The sequence below is a fragment of the Colwellia sp. SU-HH01217 genome (genome assembly GCF_057543495.1).
This window is the reverse complement of the sequence record NZ_BAAJLX010000009.1, coordinates 123,996-148,623: the sequence shown is the minus strand read 5'-3', so window position 1 is coordinate 148,623 and position 24,628 is coordinate 123,996. Positions and strand designations below refer to the sequence as shown.

Annotated in this window: 21 protein-coding genes; 14 read left to right on the top strand and 7 right to left on the bottom strand. The window is 38.3% G+C overall.

Annotated features, from left to right (window positions below; translation table 11 throughout):
• Nucleotides 1-16: 16 nt before the first annotated feature.
• The 3 genes from AC27G3_RS12495 to AC27G3_RS12485 all read left to right on the top strand — a co-directional run bounded on the left by AC27G3_RS12495 (nucleotide 17) and on the right by AC27G3_RS12485 (nucleotide 4,468).
• Complete coding sequence (locus tag AC27G3_RS12495; protein WP_487122005.1) at nucleotides 17-871, top strand: hypothetical protein; 855 nt, start codon at nucleotides 17-19, stop codon at nucleotides 869-871.
• A 236-nt stretch (nucleotides 872-1,107) separates the two neighbouring features.
• Nucleotides 1,108-3,240 (top strand): TonB-dependent receptor, encoded by a 2,133-nt coding sequence (locus tag AC27G3_RS12490; protein ID WP_487122003.1) that lies wholly within the window; start codon nucleotides 1,108-1,110, stop codon nucleotides 3,238-3,240.
• A gap of 115 nt (nucleotides 3,241-3,355) precedes the next feature.
• Nucleotides 3,356-4,468: a PepSY-associated TM helix domain-containing protein gene (locus AC27G3_RS12485; RefSeq protein WP_487122002.1), complete on the top strand. Its 1,113-nt coding sequence runs from the start codon at nucleotides 3,356-3,358 to the stop codon at nucleotides 4,466-4,468.
• An 88-nt stretch (nucleotides 4,469-4,556) separates the two neighbouring features.
• Here the strand turns inward: AC27G3_RS12485 and AC27G3_RS12480 are convergent, their stop codons facing one another.
• Both AC27G3_RS12480 and AC27G3_RS12475 read right to left on the bottom strand, forming a co-directional pair.
• Nucleotides 4,557-6,275: an amidohydrolase gene (locus AC27G3_RS12480; protein ID WP_487122001.1), complete on the bottom strand. Its 1,719-nt coding sequence runs from the start codon at nucleotides 6,273-6,275 to the stop codon at nucleotides 4,557-4,559.
• Between the two features lie 45 nt (nucleotides 6,276-6,320).
• The gene (locus AC27G3_RS12475) at nucleotides 6,321-7,613 is read right to left on the bottom strand and encodes an NAD(P)/FAD-dependent oxidoreductase (RefSeq protein WP_487121999.1); all 1,293 of its coding nucleotides are present in this window, start codon (nucleotides 7,611-7,613) and stop codon (nucleotides 6,321-6,323) included.
• Between the two features lie 206 nt (nucleotides 7,614-7,819).
• On the opposite strand from AC27G3_RS12475, the gene AC27G3_RS12470 reads away from it, so the two are divergent.
• From AC27G3_RS12470 to AC27G3_RS12460, 3 genes are all read left to right on the top strand, one after another.
• The gene (locus AC27G3_RS12470) at nucleotides 7,820-8,368 is read left to right on the top strand and encodes a cupin domain-containing protein (protein ID WP_487121997.1); all 549 of its coding nucleotides are present in this window, start codon (nucleotides 7,820-7,822) and stop codon (nucleotides 8,366-8,368) included.
• Between the two features lie 336 nt (nucleotides 8,369-8,704).
• Nucleotides 8,705-9,487, top strand: coding sequence for a substrate-binding periplasmic protein (locus AC27G3_RS12465; RefSeq protein ID WP_487121996.1), 783 nt, complete (start codon nucleotides 8,705-8,707; stop codon nucleotides 9,485-9,487).
• A 48-nt stretch (nucleotides 9,488-9,535) separates the two neighbouring features.
• Complete coding sequence (locus tag AC27G3_RS12460) at nucleotides 9,536-11,170, top strand: methyl-accepting chemotaxis protein (RefSeq protein WP_487121994.1); 1,635 nt, start codon at nucleotides 9,536-9,538, stop codon at nucleotides 11,168-11,170.
• 306 nt (nucleotides 11,171-11,476) lie between these two features.
• On the opposite strand, the gene AC27G3_RS12455 is transcribed toward AC27G3_RS12460, so the two are convergent.
• Together AC27G3_RS12455 and AC27G3_RS12450 are read right to left on the bottom strand one after the other, a co-directional pair.
• Nucleotides 11,477-13,921: a TonB-dependent receptor gene (locus AC27G3_RS12455; RefSeq protein WP_487121992.1), complete on the bottom strand. Its 2,445-nt coding sequence runs from the start codon at nucleotides 13,919-13,921 to the stop codon at nucleotides 11,477-11,479.
• A gap of 453 nt (nucleotides 13,922-14,374) precedes the next feature.
• Nucleotides 14,375-15,868 carry an aldehyde dehydrogenase gene (locus AC27G3_RS12450; RefSeq protein WP_487121990.1) on the bottom strand — a complete coding sequence of 498 codons (1,494 nt, stop codon included), beginning with the start codon at nucleotides 15,866-15,868 and terminating at the stop codon, nucleotides 14,375-14,377.
• A gap of 203 nt (nucleotides 15,869-16,071) precedes the next feature.
• On the opposite strand from AC27G3_RS12450, the gene AC27G3_RS12445 reads away from it, so the two are divergent.
• Entirely contained in the window at nucleotides 16,072-17,364 is a 1,293-nt protein-coding gene (locus AC27G3_RS12445; RefSeq protein WP_487121989.1) for an NAD(P)/FAD-dependent oxidoreductase, read from the top strand.
• Nucleotides 17,365-17,381: 17 nt separating this feature from the next.
• Here AC27G3_RS12445 and AC27G3_RS12440 read toward each other — a convergent pair whose 3' ends face one another.
• Nucleotides 17,382-17,795 (bottom strand): hypothetical protein, encoded by a 414-nt coding sequence (locus tag AC27G3_RS12440; protein WP_487121988.1) that lies wholly within the window; start codon nucleotides 17,793-17,795, stop codon nucleotides 17,382-17,384.
• A gap of 186 nt (nucleotides 17,796-17,981) precedes the next feature.
• Here AC27G3_RS12440 and AC27G3_RS12435 point away from each other — a divergent pair, with 186 nt between their 5' ends.
• Together AC27G3_RS12435 and AC27G3_RS12430 are read left to right on the top strand one after the other, a co-directional pair.
• The gene (locus AC27G3_RS12435; protein WP_487121986.1) at nucleotides 17,982-18,404 is read left to right on the top strand and encodes a hypothetical protein; all 423 of its coding nucleotides are present in this window, start codon (nucleotides 17,982-17,984) and stop codon (nucleotides 18,402-18,404) included.
• The gene (locus AC27G3_RS12430) at nucleotides 18,401-18,601 is read left to right on the top strand and encodes a helix-turn-helix transcriptional regulator (protein ID WP_487121985.1); all 201 of its coding nucleotides are present in this window, start codon (nucleotides 18,401-18,403) and stop codon (nucleotides 18,599-18,601) included. Before AC27G3_RS12435 ends, AC27G3_RS12430 begins: the two co-directional genes overlap by 4 nt.
• Before the next feature lie 4 nt (nucleotides 18,602-18,605).
• Here the strand turns inward: AC27G3_RS12430 and AC27G3_RS12425 are convergent, their stop codons facing one another.
• A complete protein-coding gene (locus AC27G3_RS12425; protein ID WP_487121984.1) occupies nucleotides 18,606-19,208 on the bottom strand; it encodes a pentapeptide repeat-containing protein in 603 nt (200 codons plus the stop codon).
• A 147-nt stretch (nucleotides 19,209-19,355) separates the two neighbouring features.
• On the opposite strand from AC27G3_RS12425, the gene AC27G3_RS12420 reads away from it, so the two are divergent.
• The 5 genes from AC27G3_RS12420 to glpG all read left to right on the top strand — a co-directional run bounded on the left by AC27G3_RS12420 (nucleotide 19,356) and on the right by glpG (nucleotide 23,926).
• The gene (locus AC27G3_RS12420; RefSeq protein ID WP_487121982.1) at nucleotides 19,356-20,168 is read left to right on the top strand and encodes an alpha/beta hydrolase; all 813 of its coding nucleotides are present in this window, start codon (nucleotides 19,356-19,358) and stop codon (nucleotides 20,166-20,168) included.
• Nucleotides 20,169-20,408: 240 nt separating this feature from the next.
• Nucleotides 20,409-21,602 (top strand): glycine C-acetyltransferase, encoded by a 1,194-nt coding sequence (locus AC27G3_RS12415; protein WP_487121980.1) that lies wholly within the window; start codon nucleotides 20,409-20,411, stop codon nucleotides 21,600-21,602.
• 69 nt (nucleotides 21,603-21,671) lie between these two features.
• The gene (gene tdh / locus AC27G3_RS12410; protein ID WP_487121978.1) at nucleotides 21,672-22,706 is read left to right on the top strand and encodes an L-threonine 3-dehydrogenase; all 1,035 of its coding nucleotides are present in this window, start codon (nucleotides 21,672-21,674) and stop codon (nucleotides 22,704-22,706) included.
• Nucleotides 22,707-22,728: 22 nt separating this feature from the next.
• Nucleotides 22,729-23,061 (top strand): thiosulfate sulfurtransferase GlpE, encoded by a 333-nt coding sequence (glpE, locus tag AC27G3_RS12405; RefSeq protein WP_487121976.1) that lies wholly within the window; start codon nucleotides 22,729-22,731, stop codon nucleotides 23,059-23,061.
• 4 nt (nucleotides 23,062-23,065) lie between these two features.
• The gene (glpG, locus tag AC27G3_RS12400) at nucleotides 23,066-23,926 is read left to right on the top strand and encodes a rhomboid family intramembrane serine protease GlpG (protein ID WP_487121974.1); all 861 of its coding nucleotides are present in this window, start codon (nucleotides 23,066-23,068) and stop codon (nucleotides 23,924-23,926) included.
• Between the two features lie 207 nt (nucleotides 23,927-24,133).
• Here glpG and AC27G3_RS12395 read toward each other — a convergent pair whose 3' ends face one another.
• The gene (locus AC27G3_RS12395) at nucleotides 24,134-24,526 is read right to left on the bottom strand and encodes a flagellar basal body-associated protein FliL (protein WP_487121973.1); all 393 of its coding nucleotides are present in this window, start codon (nucleotides 24,524-24,526) and stop codon (nucleotides 24,134-24,136) included.
• Between the last annotated feature and the right edge of the window lie 102 nt (nucleotides 24,527-24,628).

Here is a 24,628-nt window from a genome sequence, read left to right as displayed (position 1 = left end):
TATGGCGGAAGTAACAATGAATCAAACCTTTATGAAACATTTTCATTCATGGGGCTATCAAGGATTTAAATACCTTATTTATACGTTATTAGCGATCAATGTGTATTTATTTTTTAGTGAAGAATGGTTAGCCAGTAAGGTTATTTTTGCTTCTGGTATTACGCTAGATTCGGTTATTGAAGCCTTTTCTTCAACCATTGATACTGCCGCTTGGCTAGTGTTGTTATTATTGTTTGAATTAGAAACCTCGGTAATTGACGATGAAAATTTAAAAGGTAAAGTGAAATGGACGTTACATGGCGTGCGAGCATTTTGTTATATTTTTATTGTTTACTCACTCTACGGCTACATGACTAAAATTGGCTTAATCTCCCAATTTTCTCCTCATCAAATTAAAGATTTATGTACCTTAGCGTCAGATTGGCGCTTTATGGATACGCTTAATGTGTATAACGAATTCACCAAAGAAACCTGTAAAACCTTATCAACAACAGGTACAGAGTTTTTCTCTCATGTAAAATTTAAAATTATTACCAATGAAACAAAACTGTCAGAAGTTAACGCGCTAGCTTGGGTAGATGTGATCAATGCTTCTGCATGGGTGTCTGTAGTTTTAATGCTAGAAATTGATGTTCATACCCAACTCGGTAATATTTCCAGTAAATTTTGGGAAAAATATAACCGCTTTGTAAAAGTTACGGTATATGGCGTATTACTTATTGCAGCTATTTTTTGGGGCGTTACCGGTAACTTTTTAGAATTTTGGGATGCATTTCTGTGGATCGTGGCATTCGTACTAATAGAAATGAATATGTTCGAGTGGCAAGCAGAGGTTGCCGAGCGTAAGCGTCAGGCAAAGCTTAACTCTTAATAAGTTAAACCTTCATTACATAGCAGTATAAAAAATAGCCAAGCATTATTCAGTGCTTGGCTATTTTTTTATCGAATTTTGATAGACAAAAATTACCGAGTCACTAAAAGCTAACTTCATTTTTGATCAATGATTAATTTGTTCATTATAAAAACAGAGTAAAAATAACTTGAGAATAATAACGATTACTATTAACATTTGTGCGAATTTTTTAATGCCCCCCAAACGGAACGATAATGATCAAAACAAGACTATCCTTAATTGCTCTGCTATTAACGCCGAGTGCCATAGCACAAACATTGCCGCAAAACGAATATACAGACGAACAAAGCTTAGAGCGTATCGTTGTTACTGGTAGCCGAATTGTTGAAAGTATTGATGAAGTCCCTGCTTCGATTACCATTATCACTCGTCAGCAAATTGAAGCACAACTGAAAGTATCACCAGAGCTGCAAACATTATTAGCGACTTTAGTGCCGGGCTTAGCGCCAAGTACAGGTACGTCAAGTAACTCAAGTCAAACCTTGCGTGGGCGTTCTCCACTGGTGATGATTGATGGAGTTCCACAGTCAACACCATTACGTAATGGTGCATTAGGAATTAGAACAATCGATGCCAATGCCATAGAGCGTATTGAAGTTATAAAAGGAGCAACGTCTATTTATGGTAATGGTGCCGCAGGCGGTATTATTAACTACATTACTAAAAAAGCGAATGACGATAGTAAGTTAAGCGGAATGATTGGTTTGTCTAGCCGCTTTAGCGCGGTAAAGTTAGAAGACAGTAACGGCCAACGAATAGAAGGCATGATTAACGGACAAGTTGACAAATTTAGTTATGTGGCCAGTGGAAGCTATGAAGAAAATGGCTTGCAAAGAGATGCCGAAGGCGATGTTATTGGCCTGAAATACGGTTTGTCTGATGCGAAGATGCAAAACTATTTCACCAAATTAGGTTATCAATTTACTGACGATATCTCATTACAATTTGTGTATAACTACTATAAATCTGAGCAAGACAGCAACCTTATTGATGTCGTTGGTAGCGTTAATACTGGTGTGAAAACATATGCGATCGAAGCGCCAGCAGGTAGCTCGGCACTTGGAGAGCCTCAAGGGCCTAATAACAGCAACATGATGTTGAAGTATACCGATGAAGCGCTGTTTGAAAATACTCAATTAGTGGTTGATGCTTACGCACAAGAAGTAGAAAACGTGTTCTTTTACTCGCTAACTTTAGCCAACCAAGATGAAGGATACGGGGGAGGCCAGTCGGTAATTAAATCAGATAAAAAAGGATTACGTGTCACTTTTAATAGTCAAGTTGAATGGGACAATATCGAAGGCACATTTATTTATGGTATTGACGCACTTAACGATGTTACGTCGCAACCTATGGTTGATGGCCGCATCTGGGTGCCTGAAATGGATATGGAGAATCTTGCTGGCTTCTTTCAAACTAAGTGGGTATTTAACGACGACTTTATCGTTAAAGCAGGTATTCGACGTGAAGAAATAGACTTAGGTGTGGATGATTATCAAACACTAAAATTATGTAAATCGGTTAATGTGTGTTCTGTACCTGTAGATGTAACCGGCGATACTCTTAATTATCGTGCAACCACTTACAATGTTGGTATTCGTTATAACATGGCCGACTACTTTCAGCCTTTTGCTAGTTACTCACAAGGATCTGATATTTCAGATATCGGCCGTTTATTACGTACAGCAACGGTTACTGATATTGCTTTAATACAAACAGAAGCTTCAATTATTGATAACTATGAAATTGGTTTTACCTCACAGTTTGAAAAACTGCGTTTTGAGTTTTCAGCTTATCGTAGTACTTCTGAATTAGGCACCACGAATCAGTATGATCCAGCTACAGGTGTTTATATGCCTGTGAGAGCACCACAAGAAATATATGGTTATGAAGCCGTGGGTTTTTATAATGTGAGTGATACGTTAGATATCACTGCAACTTATTCTTGGATAGAAGGTAAGGATACAGCCAATGATGTTTATTTAGGTGCTCAGCAAATTAGTGCTCCTAAAGCTACGGTAAACATAAACTGGCAACCAATTGATGATGCAAACCTAAATATTAGTTATTTGTATGTGGGTGATCGTAAAAAATTCGAACCAGTAAATGGAGAATATGTCGGCGATAAAGCACCAATTGACAGTTATCATGTGGTTAATCTTAGTGGTAATTATTACTTTAACCAAGATTGGTCAGCGTTTATCGGGGTAGAAAACTTGCTTAATCAAGATTACTACCCAGCAAAATCGCAAGCGTATGCTTATAGCGGTTATAACGTGAAAGGACTAGGTACGACAGTAAATATTGGCGTGGATTATCAGTTCTAAAGAGGAATTGATATTTCAAATGAAAAGCAAAGTCAGTAGTATGGCTTTGCTTTTTGAGTTTACATAACTCGTATTTACAAAAGCACTATTATTTTTAAAACGTGAGAAACCTATTTTGTTAAAGCTTGTTCTGCGGCGTCTTCATTTAATATTAGCCTTTGCCAGTGGTTTATTTTTAATTAATCTGAGTATTTCTGGAGCTCTCTTAGTCTATGGCAAAGAAATACAAAGCTTTATTAATCCTCAATATTGGTCACTTTCAAAGAGCGAATATGATACTGCACCGCGCCGGTTAACTTTAGCTGAACTTATTGCAAAAATTGAGCAACAAACCGACGAAAAAATACAATTTATTCAACAAGAAGACGATCGCTTGCTACCTTGGCAAGTCAGGTTGGTTAATACTAATTATCTCAGTGTTAACCCTTACACTGGAGAAATTATACTCAGCTATCAATACACGGATACATTCTACGGCTTTATTATGTCTTGGCATCGTTGGTTAATTTATACTGATGAACGTGACGAGAAGCCAATGCAGTTATGGGTAGCAATTGCGAGTCTCATTTTAATTATTGAAGTGCTGGTCGGGACAATTTTATGGTTAAGGCCTAAGCATAGAATTAAACGTCTTAAAGTGAGATGGCAGGCAAAAAACAAAATACGTATAACTCAGTTACATGGCACTTTAGGTTTACTTTTTGGCTTACCTCTGCTGCTTATAGCATTTTCAGGCATTGGCTTTTTTTGGCAAGATGCCACTAAACAGGTAGTACAATGGTTCAGTTTTAGTGAAGTAGAGCAGCATGACTTTAAACCGCCAGTGTTAAAGACAAGCAAAACGCTTCAATTAGATAAAGCTTATGAAACAGCAAGCGCTGCACTACCAACTGGACAAGTTTTTCGAGTATATCCACCACAAAATAGTGAAAGCCCGTTAGCTTTACGTATTAAAATGCCTAACGAAACTCATGGCTATAGCTGGAGTTGGGCAAACCCTTATACCGGACAATTACTGCATGCTTATGATGCCAGTAAAGCATCTATGGCGACAAAGGTTTGGCATTTTAAATATAAATTTCATATCGGAGAGTTTATCGGTTGGCCAGTTAGAGTATTGTGGCTGTTTATTTGTTTACTTCCCTGCTTTTTTATTATCTCTGGGGGGTACTTATGGCTTCAACGTAAACCCAACAAGAATCTAGCAGTACAGAACAAAGCGCATTAACTTTAATCATAGCGTTAATAAAGCCAATGCAATACAGCATTAGCTTTAGTGAGGTTGATGTTGTTAGTGCGCACCTAGTGCGAGTATATTATTGTGAATAAACAGATTTACCGCCAAGTATGGTTTCAACAACTTTCACGTTATGGATATCATACTGGTCTACTTCAAATAAGTTTTTGTCTAGAATAACAAAATCAGCTTTTTTCCCCACTTCAATAGAGCCAATTTTTTCATCCATATGAATTTGATAAGCGCCGCCCAAGGTGTAGCCTTTAATTAACGACGCAATATCTAAACGTTCATGTTTTCCTGGTTGGATCGGTGCATTTGCTTGTTCTGGTGTTTGGCGGGTGTGGCCTATTTCCATATTGAAAATTGGCGACATGCCTAACGAACCTGCACCTGAAGCAGGGAAGTCACTGCCAAATGATAATTTAACGCCTGCATGGTTCAAACTATTGAAACGAAAATAGCGGTTAAACTGATCTTCACTAACGAATTCTTTACCAAATTCATCATAAGATGCCCATAAAGGCGTACTTTGGGCGATTACATTTAAGCGCGCAAAGCGTTTAATATCATTATCTGTCATTACTTGAATATGACAAATAGCAAAGCGACTAGTGCTGTTATTTTGCGTCGGGTCATTGCGGACTAATTCAATGGCATTTAAGGTTTCTGATATGGCACGTTCACCTAATGCATGAATATGGACATCAATATTTTCATTACTTGCTTGTGCGATCAAAGTATTCATTTGTGCTTGGCTGAATACGGTAACACCTTTATTGCCTGGTTCGCCTTGGTAGTCTTCAAACATACCGGCAGTTTTGCCTTCAATAGTGCCATCATTCATTATTTTTAATGTATTGATGTGGTACATATCGTGTTTACTGGTTTTGCGTTTATTAGTAATAATGTCAATTGCCCCAGCGGCTTTGTCAGCATGACCAATCATATGCGAACCAACCATTCTTACGGTCATTTCACCACGGCTATCTACTTTTTCTAACACTTTCATTTGCAGCGATTCAACATCTGACGCGCCTGCATCAAAAACTGCGGTTATGCCATAGCTGTTCATTATTTTAATCACGTCAGCGGTACCAAGAGCGACACTGTTAACATTGATAATATCGAGCTTTTCAATGCCGTCCATTGCCGTTGCTTCAAGTAAATAGCCCGTTGGATTACCCTGTTTATCACGTTTGTAGTAACTAAAATCAGGAACAGGATCTGGTGTCTCTTTATTAATGCCTAATAACTGCATCGCTTTGGTATTTGCCCAAGCCCCATGAAAGCCTTCATCCATAATAAAGACAGGGCGATCTGATACGACTTTGTCGATCATTTTGCTCGTAGGACCTTGAGGGCCAAATGCACTCGCTAAAAAGCCATAACCAAAAAGCACTTTGGCATCAGGGTTTTGCTGTGCATATTCTTTAATTTGTTTGTTCCAATGTTCAGGACCCGCAAAGCTGTCTAAAGAAAGGCTACGAATATAAGCCCCTCCCATAACAGGGTGAGCATGTGAGTCGATAAAACCGGGCAACATCATTTTACCGTTTAAGTCTTGTTTTTTAGTCTCTTTGCCAACCCATTTTTGAGCGTCGGTTAAACTACCAGTAAAGACAATATCACCGTTTTTTACCGCAACGGCTTCTACCCAAAGTTGCGTGTTATCTACCGTATAAATTTTGCCGTTAAATAGCAGTAGATCAGCATCGCTAGTTGCAGAGGTTTGGGCGAATACCGCCGTTGTCATCATGAACAGTACAGTAACAATAATGGTTTTACATAGTTTCATAGAGTTCTCGCCATGGTTAATTGTTTTTGTTAGTTGGTTTATTTGTTAAAACTTGTCGATCATTTTGTGATACATCATGCCTAAAGCCAGTAGTGGTGAACGTAAATGTTTACCGCCGGGAAATGTAAGATGTTTTACTTTGGCAAATGTATCAAAACCTTCTGATGGGCCATCAATGGCTTGTGCAAGTAATTGTGCAGCAACATGGGTGATATTAACGCCATGACCAGAATAGGCTTGAGCATAGTAAACATTACTGGCTAAACGGCCTATTTGCGGTAATCGATTCGCGCCTATGCCAATCATGCCGCCCCATTGGTAATCAATGTTTATACCTTGCAATTGTGGAAATACATTAAGCATTTTAGGTTTGAGTGCTGCTTCTATACTTTTAGGGTCGCGTCCTGAGTAGTTGCACATGCCGCCAAATAACAAACGCTTATCAGCTGAAAGTCGGAAGTAGTCTAGATCGATTTTTAAATCACAAACCGCATGGTTACCGGGTAATAATTGTTGATAAACAGCCTCTTCTAGCGGTTCTGTAGCAATAATGTAGCTACCTGCGGGTAATATTTTATTTGATATTTTAGGCATTAAGTTACCTAAGTAAGCGTTCCCGGCGAGGATAAGGTTTTTCGCTAAAATTTGTCCACCAGCTGTTTTAATCGTGAGTATGTCGCCTTGAATAATTTCTTCAACGCTTGAATTCTCAAATATTTGTACACCCAAGTTAGCCGCAGCTTTGGCTTCTCCTGTACATAAATTTAGTGGGTGTAAGTGACCACTTCCTTTGTCTTCCATGCCACCAATGAAGTTTTCAGAACCAATGACTTTATTTTTTAACTCATGGCTGTCTAGCAGGGTTATTTGATGGGGGTAATCGCTAGCCGATAAAATTTCATAATCTTCTTCTAACGATTTTAGATGCTTTGAACGCGTCGCTAAATCGCAATACCCCATAGTAAGATCGCAGGAAATTTTATATTTATTAATACGATCAATGACAATATTATTGGCGGTTCTACCTAATTGTGTTATCGCGTTAATCCCTTCTTGGCCAATTGTTTGTTTAAAGCCGTTAAGGTCATGGCCTATCCCTCTAATTATTTGCCCGCCGTTTCTGCCTGAAGCACCCCAACCAATTTTATGTTGCTCTAATAAAACAACCTTATAACCACGCTCAGCTAATTCAACAGCACTCGCTACCCCTGTAAAACCGCCCCCTACAATACAGATATCAACACTTAAAGATCCCTGTAAACTTGGGTAACTGTTTGAGTTATTCAAAGAGGCAAAGTAATAAGATGCGGGATAATTATCATTATGAATGGCTGTCATTATTCTTACCCTCAGAAGGTGTTAATTGCTCAGTAAAAAAGCGAGATATACGATTGATAAAATGTAAATTATAATAATCAGTGTAAAGTATATCGAACGATACTAACTCAAACAATGACTTATGCCAAGCAATTGATATATAATCTTGTTAATAATGTTAACGCACTGAAAAATGGCGTTAATGGTTAATTATCGGGGAAATTCAAGTGGACGTAGGCGCAAGATTAAAAGCAATAAGAACGCTGAGAAATATTTCACAACGCGAGTTGGCAAAACGCGCTGGTGTAACCAATAGCACCATTTCTATGATAGAAAAAAATAGCGTTAGCCCTTCAATTAGTTCGTTGAAAAAGGTCTTGAATGGTATTCCAATTTCTTTGGTTGAGTTTTTTAATGAAGACTATAACAGCGAACAAAACAAGCAAGTGGTTTATACCCAAGACGAATTAATGGACATTGGTGCTGGCGATGTTCAAATGAATTTAGTGGGTAAATCTTTCCCGCGTCGCCAAATGACATTTTTAGTTGAAACATATCCGCCTAATGCCGACACTGGTACAGAAATGTTGCAAAATGATGCCGAAGAGGGCGGTTATATTATTGAAGGGCAAATAGAATTAACTGTTGGTAGTGATGTTTATATCTTAAAAGCCAATGACAGTTATTATTTCGATAACAATAAACCCCATCGCTTTAGAAATCCGTTTGATGAAGTATGTAAAATTGTCAGTGCGACCACACCCGCTAATTTTTAATTAATGGACGATGGCAGCTTTTTATAAATTAACAAAAAATTTTTCGTTAAAATTTAAACAAAAAAAAGCTCAGCTAAAATAATTGCTGAGCCGTTTAATCAGGGAGATATAACAAAAAATACTTTTCAACCTCTTCGTTGAGCAGTGAATCTATCTTAAAATCTCTTCGTGTTTCTTACTGTACCCATTACGTAAAAGTTTGTAACCAAACTCATTTACCTCTTCTTAATAACTCCTAATCTGGCGGGTAATTTTTGCGATTAATTTTAATTAGACTAACCTTACTGGTATACAACAAATAAGTGGGAATAAGCATATCGTTCAGGGAGATTGATATTGAAACTAATTATATTTTTAACGACGTTAATTTTATTGTTAGAAGTTGCTATTGCACAAGATGTGCAGGTGTTTACGGTCAATGAACCGCCAGCTAATTACATTAATGGTGCAGGTGCAGCAGAAGGTTATGTGGTCGATATTGTTAACTTGTTGCAAAAAAAAGTAGGTAACCGTTCAAAAGTAATTTTTTTACCTGAAGCAAGAGCATTAGAAATGGTAAAAGAAACGCCAAATGTGTTGTTTTTCAGCTTGTCGAAAACAGTACCGCGCGAAGAAAATTATCATTGGATCGGTCAGGTAATGTCGAAAAAGTGGCAAGTGTACGCATTAGAGTCTAACGATATAACAATAAATAACTTACGTGATTTAGAAAATTTATATTCAATTGGCTTAGTAAGAGGGGATGTAAGAGAAGAATGGCTGCAGAGTCAAAACTTTACCAATTTACATTCAGTTACTCAGCATAATCAAAATATATTGCGTTTACTGATGGGGAGAGTACCTGTCATTGTGTACGAAGAGCAAGGGTTAGCTTATTTTAGTCATGAAATGGGCATTGATTTTACTTTATTTAAGCCTGTTTATACCTTGCGTCAGTCAGCGGTTTATATCGTTATGTCAAAAGCAACACCAACCCACACTGTTAAGCTGTGGCAAGATGCATTTGAGCAGTTAACGCAATCGGGAGAGATTAAAAAAATATCGTTGGCTTGGCAACAAAAGTTAAAACAAGAGTTCAATATTTCTAGTGAGATATCAAAGGGAATTTTGTTCTTTTAAAACCGAGTTACAACCCCGCAGGGAATTTAAATAAAACAAGGTAGCAAGATGAATATTAATTTAATACGAGTTCGTTACACGCTTATTTTTAGTAGCTTAGCAGTATTTTTTATTGTGTTAGTGGTTATGAACTTTAGTTTGGTTTCAATGACAGAAAAAAGTTTAATCCGATTTGGCAGTAATTTTAATCCAGCGATTTCGGCGGTGATTAATGCCGACAGAGATCTCTATCAAGCTAAAGTTGCTGAATTAAAAATGCTTGCTGCTCCACCGAATAGCCAACAAGCCAGTGATCTTTATCAAGCGTATCAAGAAAATGCAAAACAAGCTTTTGATCGAATGAATCAATACAAGCAGTTGCTGTCTCAATACCCTGATATTATTACTAAGTTATCTAAATTTGAAGCAAGCTTTAAAATTTGGCAACAAGCATCTGAGCAAGTGTTTGCTTTAGTCAATAACAACCAAGTAAATGAGGCAATCGCCTATAGTGAAGGAGAAGCAAATTTACGCTTTGATCAACTAAGAGAGTTTTATAACTTAGCAGGTGAAGAAGCAGACAAAAAAAGTCTTTTAGTCAGTAAAGAAACTATTTCATCGGTTGATAATCAACAAACGTTTCTCTTTATCATTAGTACTATTGTAGTGCTACTTACGCTTGTTACCGGTTATGCAGCACCAAAAGCGATGGCAGATGCATTAGACGATTTATCGTCAAAACTGAAAGCGTTAAATAATGGCGACGGTGATTTAACGCGCAGAATAAAAAGTAGTAGAAAAGATGAAATTGGCACAGTAGCGAATGACTTTGACGAATTTGTTGATAGTTTAGCTATTTTAATCAAATCTATTGTTGAGCAATCTTCGAAAGTGATTGAAGGCGTGGATCAATTAGACGGTGGTGCTAAAAATATCAGTCACACTAGTGAGAAGCAGTTAGAGTCAGTTGAAATGATCGTCACAGCGGTTAATGAAATGTCTTATGCTATCGCTGAGGTCGCTAAAAACGCCCAATTAACCTCAACGGATACTTTAGAAGTCAATCGTTTATCTCAAGAAGGCAGTGAAATTACTAAAGAAGCGGTTGCTGAAATAAAAGGCTTATCAGTTGCAGTTGAAGAAGCGACAACGGTGATTTCAGCATTGTCAGATAACTCTCAAGATATTGCTTCTGTACTCGATGTGATCAGAGGGATTGCAGAACAGACCAACTTATTAGCATTGAATGCTGCTATTGAGGCCGCCAGAGCAGGCGAGCAGGGACGGGGCTTTGCAGTAGTTGCCGATGAGGTTAGAAATTTAGCTAGTAAAACACAACAGTCTACAGAAAATATTCAACTGATGATCGAAGCGTTGAAGCAAGGAGTAGAACAAGCCGTGACTGCAATTAACAAAGGTAATGCAGCAACGCAAGTCAGTGTTGAGTTATCGGAAAAAACATTAGAAGCGCTAGAGAAAATTCATGATGCGTCGAATCGAGTATCTGATGTTGCTGCACAAACAGCAACAGCGACAGAAGAGCAAAGCCAAGTGGCAGACGATTTAAGCCAAAATTTAACTATGATGTCAGATCAAACTAAAGAGAACCATGATGTCTCTCATGAAAACAGCCAATTAGCTGAATCGACCATGCACTTAGCGACCGCATTGAGTAACTCTGTAACGCGATTTAAATTGACTTAACAAGTGCAAAGCGCTGATTTACTAAGATAACCTGAGCTAGGCTTAACAAATATTTCTCTAGCAGCTATTTTTCCTTACTTCTTCGTTAAATTTCTGCAATAGGGCAGCTATTGACGCGAAATTTGCCTTGAATTAAGAAAAACTATCAAGCTAGAGCGGAGTAAAATAATTATTTACTTATTTTTCAAACTGTTAACCCTCTCTTAAATCGAGTTCAGGTTAAGATAGGTTTTGAGTAAGTGGTGGTGATTAAAAAGGCGAGTAATTAGCAACTACTCGCCTTTATTCATTAGAGATATGTAGTATCTAGAAAGAATATTTAACTTTCACACCGCCATTAATTCCACGACCAATACCAAAGTTATTAACTCCGGTGTCATCTAAACCAGTATCAAAATACTCTTCATCGGTAATATTGTTGATGTAAGCGGATAATGACCAAGACATACTGCTCGCACTAAACTGCGCTCCCAGTAAACCGTATGAGGGTTGAGCAAAAATATCATTACCGCCCATAAATTCATCGCCAAAAGTTTCCGTTTGCCAGTTATAAGATACTTGCATTGATAAGTCGATGTCATTGTCTAGGTACCAATAATAGCTACCAACAAAACTAATAGTAACATCAGGAGCAGCCAACTTTTGCCCAACCAGTGATGAGCCATCTAAGTCTAAACCTTCCTTTACTTCAGAGTCTTGTACGGCTGAAGCTAGGAATAATCTTAAATTTTCTGTCGGTAGGTAAGTAATATCAAATTCAATACCTTGACCTGCAGCTTGACCAATGTTTTTGATGACACTACCGCCATTAGCAGCGAAAAGTCCTTGGAAGTCTTGGTAGTCGTAGTAATAAAGACCGACATTAACTTTTACTGTGTTATCGTAAAAATCACCTTTCATACCAATTTCATAGCTATCAACAATTTCGGGGTCGTAACTTGCTAACGTGGTGCCTGCTGGCATTTCGCCACCATAAAATTCATCACCCCAAAAACTAACATCGGTTTCGTCAATCACGCCATCTGGTGTGTAATCATACCAATCGTCAGCATCACTCCAACCTGTCCAATCTTGGTAGTTAATATTGAAAGCGAAAGTATTAAAACCACCAGCTTTATAACCACGAGAGTAGTTAGCATACACGTTTATATCGTCAGTAAGTCGGTGGTTTAAGGCGATTCGAGGAGTAAACTCAGACCAATCTTGCTCTTGATCTATCCATTGCCCGCCTGTGTGACCGCCAACTAACCAATAGTGGCCTAACCAGCCGTCAGGCTCAGGTAAATTCAAACCAAATTCTTTATTGTCATAAGAAAAACGACCACCGACAGTTAAGTCTGTTTTGCTGGTCATTGACCAAGTTACGTCACCGTAAATGCCGTAACCTGAGTTAGTGCCACGAGCATATATTTCTTCTCGTACGCCGTTAACACCATCACCTGGTCCTGGAATTTCACCGTCTGCAACAAGTTGATCTATTTCCGCAGCATCGGCGATAGGGTCTAAACCATACCAACCGTCTACCATAAATTCATGACAATCAGCGTAGTAGTTATCTGGTTGGCTAGTATGAGAAGCCATGGGCTGATCCCATTCTTCTAAATTAGGTAGTTGGGCACAAAAAGCATCGTCATCGTAGCCATTGTAAAAGTATGAACTGACTTTTTCTTGATAAGCACTTACGCCGATAAACCAAAAAATATCAGAGTCGTTATTAGAGGTAATTCGAAATTCTTGGCTGAGGTATTCGTTGTCATCATTTTGAGCGTAATTACCTAGCGCCATCGCTGTACCGTCGTAATCCTCTAAATAGTTCCAAGTATTGTTTTTCATCGCCGTTTGCGAAAGAAAGGTAACGCCATCAAAGTCGTGCGTAAAATCTACGGTAGCGGCAAAAACTTCAGCAATATCTTGCCCATCTTTACCTAAATCTGATGAAACGGTGCGCTTATCACTTTCTTCCCAAATCGAGCGATAAATACCACCGTCTTGATCTCGGTCTTCATAATTTAAACTCACTTTAAGTTGGCTATCAGTCCACCCCTCGTAAGTAAAGTTAACACGCAAGGCACTAACCGATTTATCGCGAAGTGTGCCGCCTTCAGAGTTATTAATATAACTATCTTGAGACTGGTGATAAGCCGCAAAGCGAATATAAGCATCGTCATTTACTGTAGTATTAAATACCCCGGTAAAGTCGTACATGCTGTCACTGCCAACACCAAACTCAACGCTACCTTCAGTGGCATCAATGGCTTCATTGGTGTACATACTGATTGCACCTGAAGCAGCATTTCTACCAAATAATGTCCCTTGTGGGCCCTTGGTAACCTCTACCCGAGACATATCATAAAAACTTGATAATGCTCCGCCGCTTCTGCCTTGGTACACACCATCAAGGTATAAACCAATCGATGCATCGCCGCCAATACCGTAATCTGAGGTAACAATACCGCGAATGCCAATACTGTCAATGTAACTATCGTTTTCACTACCACCATTTAACCCCGGTGTGTACTTGGTTAAATCAACCGCATTAGTGACGTTAAAATCATTAAGAAAATCTTCGCCATAAGCACTTACCGAAACGGGGACTTCTTTTAGGGTTTGTACACGCTTTTGTGTAACAACGATAACTTCATAATCGTTTTTAGCTTTTTTCTCTGTATCGGCTTCTTCGGCTGCAATAGCTGAAGATCCTCCTATGACAGAGATAACGCTAAGTGCGAGTAGTGATTTACGATAATTCATTGGTTCTTTTCCCCATTAAGGTTAAAACGAGTTGAGCTTTTTAAAGCGAGCATGAAAAGCAAAACGACGTAATGTTTAAAAACATTTTATTTTTTATTTTTAATTCATCACTCTGACATGACGATTAGCTTGTTAGTCTGTATTTGATAATACACACAGTGTAAAATAAATCAAACAATAAAGTGTAAATGTGTAAAATTTATTCACCAAATGTTTGAAATATAGTAAATTTAATTACTTTTTAGTGGCTAAGATTTAATTAATATTGTTAATTTTCAGGTGGATAGGTTTGTTTTGTAGGTGTGCGTAATTTCACTCGCTGAGCGTAAAAAATAGACGTTTTTTGTTAAATTTTATTTACAAAAAAAGAAACTCACGCTAAACCAAGGCTGAACGTGAGTTGCTAAGATTGATAAATTTGTAACTTAATATGCCTTTGGAGAGGTCACTTTTTTATAATTTGATCCAAGTCGCTTTCAGTTCAGTATATTTATTAAAGGCATGGAGTGATTTATCTCTGCCATTACCAGACTGTTTAAATCCGCCAAATGGCGCTGTCATATCTCCACCGTCCCATTGGTTTACCCAAACAGAGCCCGCTCGAACCGCCTTTGCCATTTTATGAGCTTTAGAAAGATTGGTGGTCCAAATACCTGCGGCTAAGCCATAAGGTGTGTCATTAGCAATTTCTATCGCTTCTTCCATGGTGTTAAAAGGAATAACACAAAGAACGGGGCCAAATATTTCATCGGCAGCAATTGCCATAGAATTTTTAACATTGTTAAACATGGTAGGTTGAATGTAAGTGCCCTTGGCAACAGGTTCAGCTTTAGCTCCGCCATGACTAAGTGTGGCGCCCTCGTTCTGGCCTTTATCAATGTAGCTTAATACTCGTTCGTATTGTGTTTGATCAACAATAGCACCCACATTGGTCTTAGGATCTAATGGGTTGCCAGGTTGCCATGCTTTCATTGCTTGGGCGACTTTTTCGACAAACTCGTCTTTAATACTTGCTTCAACTAAAAGCCTTGAACCTGCAGTACATACTTCTCCTTGGTTGAAGCAAATAGCACCGGCGGCAGCTTGCGCCGCTTTATCTAAATTCGGGGCATCGGCAAAGACGATGTTTGGGCTTTTACCGCCAGCTTCTACCCAAACACGCTTCATATTGGATTGTCCGGCATAAATGAATAATTGCTTCGCTACGCCCGTTGAGCCAGTAAAAACCAACGTATCAACATCATTATGTAAGGCTAAAGCTTTACCAACATCGTGACCAAAACCTGGTAGCACATTTAATACACCATCAGGAATACCCGCTTCTTTGGCAAGTGCTGCAAGTTTAATTGCGGTAAGCGGCGATTTTTCTGAAGGTTTTAAGATAACACTGTTACCTGCGGCTAGTGCAGGGCCTAGCTTCCAACTAGCCATTACTAGCGGGAAGTTCCAAGGAACTATTGCGGCAACCACACCAACAGCTTCTCGTGTAATTAATCCTAGCTGTCCCTCAGGTGTAGGTGCAACTTCGTCATAAATTTTATCGACAGCTTCTGCGCTCCAGCGGATTGATCGTAAAGTACCTGAAATATCAACATTAAGGGAGTCGTTAATTGGTTTACCCATGTCTAAGGTTTCTAACAATGCTAATTCTTCGGCATGTGCTTCGATTAAATCAGCTAGCTTTAATAAGATAGATTTACGCTTAGCAGGGGCTGCTTTCGACCAAGTGCCTAACTCAAATGCTGCTCTTGCGGCATTAACTGCTTTGTTTGCATCAGCACTTTGGCATAAGGCAATATTTGCTAAATGACGACCATCCACAGGGCTTTTGCATTCAAAGGTTTGTGAATCATCAGCATTAATATATTGGCCATTTATAAATGCTCGGCCTTCAATGGTTAATGATTGTGCTTTTTGTTGCCAATAGGCAAGGGTATAGTTTGTCATGGTCACGTCCTAATTTATTGCTTGGCACTAAACTACCTAACCCTTACCGATAATTCAATATATTTTACACTTGCAATAGGGGAAATTAAAACAATCTACTGTTTTTGCTTTATTATTGGCGCTTTTTGCCATAGACTGCTTTCGGGTGTTTGATATAAAGAACACTTGTATTTAATTATAGTGTCCATAGCGGAGTAAAAAAAATGACCTCATATCCAGATTCATACTATGCAGCCTCTTCAAATAGAGCGGTCGATTATCCTGAACTTAAAGAAGAAATTACCGCTGATGTTTGCGTGGTTGGAGGAGGTTATAGCGGCTTATCTACCGCCATCGCTTTACAGGAAAAAGGCTATCAAGTGGTGTTATTGGAAGCGGCAAAAATTGGTTTTGGTGCATCAGGTCGAAATGGTGGCCAGCTAGTGAATAGCTTTAGTCGCGATATAGATCATATTGAAAAACATTATGGGCAAGTTACAGCGCAAGCTATGGGAGATATGGCGTTTGAGGGGGCAGATTGTATTCGTGACTTGATCAAGCGCTACGATATTGATTGCGATTATAAACAAGGTGGATTTTTTGCTGCATTTACCGATAAGCAAATGAAAGGTTTAGAGCAAAAACAAGCATTATGGCAAAGATACGGCAATAATAAACTTGAGATGGTGACAGCTAGTAATATCTCAGACGTTGTTAACACCGATGCTTATGTTGGAGGGTTAGTCGATAAGCATTGCGGGCATATTCACCCTTTAAAACTTGCACTAGGTGAAGCCGCTGCTTTATGTTCAATTGGCGGTAAAATATATGAACAGTCAAAGGTAATAAAAATTGATGAAGTTAAAGAAGGTTTAACAGAGTCAGTTATTGTTAAAACAGCAAAAGGGCAGGTAACAGCAAAAACACTCGTGCTTGCCGGTAATGCTTATATGGGCGGACTTTCGCCAGAGCTTTCTAAAAAGTCTATGCCTTGTGGCACGCAAATAGTTACCACAGAAGTGTTACCAGAGGCATTGGCTAAATCATTAATTCCTTCACAGTATTGTGTGGAAGATATGAATTATAAGTTAGATTATTATCGGGTAACTGCTGACAACCGCTTACTCTTTGGTGGTGGTGTAACTTATGGTGGTGGCGATCCGGCCAGTATCAAACGATTTTTAAAACCGCATATGGATAAAATATTTCCGGCGATGAAAGATTATAAAATCGATTACGCTTGGGGCGGCGATTTTCTATTAACGTTAAGTCGTTTGCCGCAATTGGGTCGTATGGGTAATAATATTTATTATGCCCAGGGATATAGCGGTCATGGGGTGAACACTTCTCACTTGGCGGGTAAGTTATTAGCCGAATCTATTCATGGCGAACATAGTCGTTTTGATGTGTTTGCTCAATTACCACATCACAATTTTCCTGGTGGAAGAATGTTTAAAGTTCCTGCGGTAATTATGGGCGCATGGTACTACGGGTTACGCGATAAACTCGGATTTTAAGCCTTGATCAGAGCGTGTTAAATGGTTTGTAAAGACAGCTTAGTGGCAATTAAGTTAATAACTTTTAATACTTTTTTTTGTAAGTAGCCGGCAAGAATTTTATCTTGTTGGCTCAGTAGTGCTAGCTCTGCATCAGTAATGGCAATATAGCAAGTTAACTGCTTGTCTTTTTCTTGGTGTAAACAAAAAACATCATCAGCAAAGTAGTGAAGTTCGCCGCTGTGATCCTGTGATTGTTCGAAGGCAAAATCTTCGGGGGACTGCAAATATAGGCTGACTAATAGAATATTCTCTTCATCACCATACCAAGCAGCCGCTAATGTTTGAAAATTCAATTGAGCTTCCAATTTGTTGGCAATACTACGCAGCGAGCTGAATTGGTTATATAATTCTTCACTCGCTTTTATGGTAATAGGCAGTTCTTCAGTCATTATTAAACCTAAAATTGTAATGGTAATCAGGTAATTACTTTTTATATTAGCAGAATTTCTCTTGAGTGTTTATTTAATCGCAAGTTAAGCTAATTAAACTTTATGTAAAGTATGCTTGACTTTGTTGGGGGTTGTTTTTATATTTAAGTCAAGCTCACTTTACATAAAGACAAAGGAACTAAACTTATGAGTAAAATAATAGACGCAATTCTTTGCAAAGGCTTGCCAGCAAGAGATATAAAAAATGCTAATCGAGTTAACTTAATTGCCCTTGTGTGGGTAATTAGCTTACTGATTTCAGATTTTTGTTCAGCGTATCCATGGTTTACAACGCCTGCGGTTATCACGGTATTTTTTCTACATGCTATTATCGGGATTTATATGGTATTTTCGTATCGGAAATTTTTAAAAGCGCTGGATGACTTAGAAAGAAAAATTCAACTAGATGCTTTGGCTTTATCGGTAGGAGTTACTATTATCAGTTTTTCAAGCTTTTCGATTTTGAGTAAAGCTGGCATAATCAACACCTTAGAGCAATCGTCATTGATTATGTTAATGGCCTTGTCTTATATGGTCGGTATTATTGGTGGTAGGATTAAATATCGATGAAAAATCGCTTAAAAGTATTACGTGCAGAACGAGACTGGACTCAGGCAGATCTTGCCAATAAGCTTGAAGTGTCGAGGCAAACGATTAACGCGATAGAAAAAGGCAAGTTCGATCCGAGTTTGCCAACAGCTTTTAAAATTTCGCGATTATTTTGCTTACCCATAGAGGCAATTTTTGAAGAAGAAGCAGAGGATTAATCAGTTAATCGATTAATTCAATGTTCAAACCTTCGAGTAAGGCAACGGCTTCGTAGCGACTAAACTTTGCTTCGGTGATGGTGTTTGTGTAAATATCAATCTGATAGTTACTTGCATCAGTAAAGTTAACTTTTGTTAAATTAGTTTTACTAAATAGGCTGTTAGTAAAATCGCTGAGGCTGAAATCACTTTGGCTAAAGTCACCTTCTCTAAAATCTACTTCGTGAGCTTTACACGACTCAATGACCAGCTCTTTAAGTTCTAATCCAAAAAAAGCACAGTCATTAATAATACATTGGCTAAATTTAATGGGCGAAAAAAGCATTAAATTTGGCCAGCTGGCTTTGGTCCAATCGATGCCAATTATTTTGCAATGGCTGAAAAGTACTTCATTAAATTGACTATAAGCAATGTTAACTAAACTTAAATTACACTTGATAAAGTGGCAGTCGATAAACTTACATTGTTTAAAAACGGCATTACTGAAGTTGCATTCATTAAAAGTGCATTCTTCAAATTCAATCGCTGTTAGTGTTTGATCAGATACATCTAAATCTTGAAAATTTTTAGCATAAAAAGTTTGCTCTGAGGGATCAAGTAGTGACATTATTTTTACTTATCGACAGTAATGTTTGACGCTAGTTTAAGCTAAATGATAAAACAAAAACATAGCCACCTTAATTACTCTATAATAATCAACATCTGCTTGTTGTACATAACAGTGCAAAGAGCTTTTTATGAAAAGAGGATAACCTTGAATAAATTTCTTGCTGCTAAAAAAACGAACCTGCTGGCCGCTATTGCTTATTTACTCTGTCAAAGTGCAATGGCTTATCCTCAAACAGCGACTGAAACAACCAAAGGTAAGTTAACTGATAACACTGCACAGTCGGTAAAAATTACCACACCTGATGATTTTCAACTTGGTGCCAATTATTACGCTGGTGAAAACAACAATACAGGGGTTTTACTCTTACATGGCTGTGAAGAAACGAGTAACCGTTATACCAACTTAGCAGACAAATTAACCAATAAAGGGATACATACCTTAGCACTCGATCTGAGAGGCTTTGGTGAAAGTCGTTCTGAAGTTTATTCTCATGAGGATATAAAGAAAAAAGCAAAAGATATAATTTCTTATCAAAATGATGTTGCCGCTTTAACCTCTTACTGGGAAATAGATGTATTAACGGCATTTAATTACTTGCGCACTAAAGTTAATAAACAGCTAGGAATTTCAGTCGTTGCTGTGGGGTGTTCATCTGTTTATGCCATCGCACTAGCTGAAAAAATGCGTTTATCGTCAATGGTCTTTATTACGCCCAAAATGACTTACAGTGGAAAAGAGCGTTATAAAAATTTGATAGACATCCCGAGTTACTTTATTAGTTCGAGTCGTCATGTTGAAACATTGCAAACTGCGAAAGAGCTATTTGAATGGAATGGCTCTGACCAATCTACATTTCAAATATTCAAAAATGACGGTTACGACTATAATTTACTTCGTCGAAATACTTATTTGTTGGACGATATCAGTGCTTGGTTAAAAACAACCCTTGAACCTTGATTTAACAGCATTTTAGTCAAATAAAAACTAACTCTATTACCAGTATTGTTCTTGAATATTTACACTTTCTTCCTATTTATGAATATTTTCATCTGCTATTTCATTTCTTAGTCTGCAACGGCGTGTACCGATAAAAAAAATGGCGTACAATAACGCCAATTTTAGCCACTAGGCTCTATACTTGAGATGATTCTAAAAAGGAACGTCTTTTAAAGCACCCATACAATTGTTGAGGCTCTTATGTCATCGAATTTTTATACCCATATTCAAACTGAAATTGATCAAGTGAAAGCCGACGGCTTATACAAAGCTGAGCGCGTTATTACAACAGCACAACAAGCTAATATAGCAGTAAGTTCTGGAGAGCAAGTTCTTAACTTTTGTGCAAATAATTATTTAGGACTAGCAAATCACCCTGACCTTATTGCTGCGGCAAAAGCTGGACTAGACGAACATGGTTTTGGTATGGCGTCTGTGCGTTTTATTTGTGGTACGCAAGATATTCACAAAACATTAGAAAATAAGTTAAGCCAATTTTTGGGTATGGAAGATACCATTTTATATTCTTCTTGTTTTGATGCTAATGCTGGTTTATTTGAAACACTGCTTGGCGCAGACGATGCCATCATTAGTGATTCGTTAAATCACGCTTCAATTATTGATGGTGTACGTCTATGTAAAGCGAAACGTTTTCGTTATGCCAATAACGACGCTGCGGATCTAGAAAAACAATTAATTGCGGCAGACGAAGCTGGTGCGCGCTTTAAATTAATTGCCACTGACGGTGTTTTTTCAATGGATGGTGTGATTGCTAATCTAAAAGCTGTTTGTGACCTAGCCGATAAATACAATGCGATGGTAATGGTTGATGATTCACATGCCGTTGGTTTTGTTGGTAAACAAGGGCGAGGTAGCCATGAATTTTGTGATGTTATGGGGCGAGTTGACATTATCACTGGTACTTTAGGTAAGGCTATGGGCGGCGCTTCAGGCGGGTTTACTTCAGCTAAAAAAGAAGTTGTAGAGTGGTTACGTCAGCGCTCACGTCCGTATTTATTTTCAAATTCACTAGCGCCTGCCATCGTTAATGCTTCAATTAAAGTACTTGATTTATTAGCCGAAGGCGACGAATTACGCCAAACATTAACCGATAATGCTGCTTATTTTAGAAACAATATGGAAGCGGCTGGCTTTACTTGTGCAGGTGCTGATCATGCAATTGTGCCTGTTATGCTTGGAGATGCCAAAGTGGCAAGTGATATGGCTAGCCGTTTATTAGCTGAAGGCATTTATGTTATTGGCTTTTCTTTTCCTGTGGTACCAAAAGGCCAAGCACGTATTCGCACACAAATTTCAGCGGCGCATACCAAAGAGCAACTTGATAAAGCCATTAATGCGTTCACCCGTATTGGTAAAGAAATGAATATTATTTAATGACTGGCGTGGTCATAACATTGGTAACAGCTAGTCAGCTAACCCCTTACATGGGTATTGAGAGTTAAAATGAAATCATTAGTAAAACTAAAAGCCGAAGTTGGCATTTGGATGCAAGAGACCGATAAGCCAACGCTTGGTCACAATGACTTGTTAATTAAAATTAAAAAAACAGCGATTTGTGGTACCGATATCCACATTTATAATTGGGATGAATGGGCGCAAAAAACCATACCAGTACCAATGGTTGTTGGTCATGAATATGCCGGCGAAGTGGTAGGAATTGGTCAAGAGGTAAAAGGTTTTTCCCTTGGAGATAGAGTCTCTGGTGAAGGCCATATTACCTGCGGACATTGTCGAAACTGTCGTGGCGGTCGTACCCATTTATGTCGTAACACTGTAGGTGTTGGCGTTGATCGCGAAGGCTCTTTTGCTGAGTATTTAGTTATTCCAGCGTATAACGCTTTTAAGTTGCCTGATGAAATAACCGATGATTTAGCGGCAATTTTTGACCCTTTTGGTAATGCAGTTCACACCGCATTATCTTTCGATTTAGTGGGGGAAGATGTACTTATTACAGGTGCTGGCCCTATTGGAATTATGGCAGCAGCTGTTGCTAAACATGTTGGTGCTCGCCATGTCGTTATTACCGACGTTAATGAATATCGACTAGATTTAGCTAAAAAAATGGGTGCAAGTCGCGCAGTTGATGTAAGTAAGGAAAAACTGAGCGAGGTAATGACTGAACTTGGTATGACCGAAGGTTTTGATATCGGCATGGAAATGTCTGGTGTGCCTTCTGCGTTTAAAGACATGTTAGCTAATATGAACAATGGTGGAAAAATTGCCATGCTAGGTATTCCTGGTGAAGATATGGCGATTGATTGGAGCCAAATTATATTTAAAGGCTTAACCATTAAGGGGATTTATGGTCGCGAAATGTTTGAAACTTGGTACAAGATGGCGAGCTTAATTCAATCTGGTTTAGATTTAACCCCCATTATTACTCATCAATTTAATATTGATGATTTTCAACAAGGTTTTGATGCGATGCGCTCTGGTCTGTCGGGCAAAGTTATTTTAAACTGGGACCAAGAATCGTAGTTAAGCAAGTATAGGAAGTCGTATGTCGGCCAGTGAAGAAGTTTTTAAGCATCTTTCAATAGATGAGTTACATCAAGTTTTGTCTGAAGGCAACCATGTAATCGTTGATATTCGAGATCCAAACTCGTTTCAAGCAGGTCACATTCCAGGTGCTACGCATTTATCGAATGAAACCATTGCTGATTTCATGAGAGCTGCCGACTTAGACGCGCCAGTGGTCGTTTGTTGTTACCATGGGCACTCGAGTCAACAAGCCGCGCAATTTTTAGTGAGCCAAGACTTTACCGAAGTTTACTCACTGGACGGTGGATTTACGCAATGGCAGTTAGAACACCCAACAGAAGTTGAGCAATAAGTTAATGCCAAACCAAGGTTTAGAGCTGCTTGTTAATATCAAGCAGCATAATATTGCTTTATTGTTTGCTAATTACATTGTGTCGCTAGGTGTTAACGCTAAAGTGGTTGAAGAAGCGCAAGGCTTTGCCATTTATTGTGATAGCAACCAAATGTTATTGGCGAAACAAGAGTTTGAAGCGTTTATTGAGCAACCTCATCATCCTAAGTACCAACAAGCTGCGTGGCAACATGGCGAAATCAGTGAAGTAAAAGAACAATATCCTGCCTTTAGTACAGTATTTAAACAACAGTTTTTAGCTCATGCTGGTGTGGTAACTTTGTCTATTTTTGCAATTTGTTGGCTAGTTTTTGCTTTTTCTATTGCAGGTTTTGAGCGCACTATTTTCAACCAGCTGCACTTTTATTCACAATTGTCATTAAATAACCTTTTTACTGATCCGTTAAGGTTAATTGGACCAGCATTTTTTCATTTTTCTCTAATACACATCGCTTTTAATACTATGTGGTGGTGGCAATTAGGAGGAAGTATAGAAAAAAACTTAGGTAAAATAACCTTGCTGAATTTGTTTTTTGTTTCAGCTATTGTGTCAAATTTAGGGCAATTTTTAATGTCGGGTCCGGCATTTGGCGGTCTGTCAGGTGTGGTGTATGCATTAGTGGGTTTTGTTTGGTGGCTAGGTTGGCTTGCCCCTGAAAAAGGCTTGTCGTTATCAAAACCTATTATTGGCTTCTTATTATTTTGGTTAATACTCGGTTTTGCCGATTTACTACCAGTTAATGTAGCTAATACAGCACATTTGTTAGGGTTAGTATCTGGTTGTTTGTTGGCACTATTTCATGTGAAGTTTGCCAAACAAGCTTAGCAGTGTCGGCTAATTAACCTGAGCTCGGCTTAACAAATATTTCTCTAGCAGCTATTTTTCCTTACTTCTTCGTTAAATTTCTTGCAATAGGCCAGCTATTGACGCGAAATTTGCCTTGAATTAAGAAAAACTATCAAGCTAGAGTGGAGTAAAATAATTATCTACCTATTTTTCAAACTGTTAACCATCTCTTAAACCGAGCTCAGGTTAATTATCTAGCCATTGGGTAAATAAAAGTTTTTTAACCAATGGCTTGCCTGTTTCTTCTGTGAGTAAGACTTTCACTTTATCTTCGCACTGCTTTAAAATTTCTGCACGCCCTTTAATCGATTTTATTTTATCTTCGGTTTGTTTGCCGATAATGTCGATAATCGCGTCGCGTAATAATGGCGCATGGTGTTCAACTACTTCAAAGTTATTCGGTCCCTCAATCATTAACTCAACGGTTAACCGTACGTAACCAATTTTCTTTTTTACTGCCGTGTAGTTGGTGACGATTTGAGGCTCAAAGCCATAATAAACATACTCTGCCGCTTTAACTTGATTAAATGCTGAGGAAAAAAGCCATAAAATGTAAAAGAGGGCGATAGATTTTGTCATAACGGAAGATCTCAATGGAATGTCAAATAATAGTCTCTTTATAATAACCCTATTTGGCAAAATAACTTAAATTTTATTGTAATTTATCGCCATAATTATTTT

Bases quoted from the DNA above. Each gene is read 5' to 3' on its own strand.
- AC27G3_RS12435 (WP_487121986.1), top strand. From the start codon at position 17,982: ATGAGTAAAATAATAGACGCAATTCTTTGCAAAGGCTTGCCAGCAAGA.
- AC27G3_RS12455 (WP_487121992.1), bottom strand. From the start codon at position 13,921: ATGAATTATCGTAAATCACTACTCGCACTTAGCGTTATCTCTGTCATA.
- tdh (WP_487121978.1), top strand. From the start codon at position 21,672: ATGAAATCATTAGTAAAACTAAAAGCCGAAGTTGGCATTTGGATGCAA.
- AC27G3_RS12430 (WP_487121985.1), top strand. From the start codon at position 18,401: ATGAAAAATCGCTTAAAAGTATTACGTGCAGAACGAGACTGGACTCAG.
- AC27G3_RS12460 (WP_487121994.1), top strand. From the start codon at position 9,536: ATGAATATTAATTTAATACGAGTTCGTTACACGCTTATTTTTAGTAGC.
- AC27G3_RS12480 (WP_487122001.1), bottom strand. From the start codon at position 6,275: ATGAAACTATGTAAAACCATTATTGTTACTGTACTGTTCATGATGACA.
- glpE (WP_487121976.1), top strand. From the start codon at position 22,729: ATGTCGGCCAGTGAAGAAGTTTTTAAGCATCTTTCAATAGATGAGTTA.
- AC27G3_RS12425 (WP_487121984.1), bottom strand. From the start codon at position 19,208: ATGTCACTACTTGATCCCTCAGAGCAAACTTTTTATGCTAAAAATTTT.
- AC27G3_RS12395 (WP_487121973.1), bottom strand. From the start codon at position 24,526: ATGACAAAATCTATCGCCCTCTTTTACATTTTATGGCTTTTTTCCTCA.
- AC27G3_RS12415 (WP_487121980.1), top strand. From the start codon at position 20,409: ATGTCATCGAATTTTTATACCCATATTCAAACTGAAATTGATCAAGTG.
- AC27G3_RS12475 (WP_487121999.1), bottom strand. From the start codon at position 7,613: ATGACAGCCATTCATAATGATAATTATCCCGCATCTTATTACTTTGCC.
- AC27G3_RS12490 (WP_487122003.1), top strand. From the start codon at position 1,108: ATGATCAAAACAAGACTATCCTTAATTGCTCTGCTATTAACGCCGAGT.
- AC27G3_RS12445 (WP_487121989.1), top strand. From the start codon at position 16,072: ATGACCTCATATCCAGATTCATACTATGCAGCCTCTTCAAATAGAGCG.
- glpG (WP_487121974.1), top strand. From the start codon at position 23,066: ATGCCAAACCAAGGTTTAGAGCTGCTTGTTAATATCAAGCAGCATAAT.
- AC27G3_RS12440 (WP_487121988.1), bottom strand. From the start codon at position 17,795: ATGACTGAAGAACTGCCTATTACCATAAAAGCGAGTGAAGAATTATAT.
- AC27G3_RS12450 (WP_487121990.1), bottom strand. From the start codon at position 15,868: ATGACAAACTATACCCTTGCCTATTGGCAACAAAAAGCACAATCATTA.
- AC27G3_RS12495 (WP_487122005.1), top strand. From the start codon at position 17: ATGAATCAAACCTTTATGAAACATTTTCATTCATGGGGCTATCAAGGA.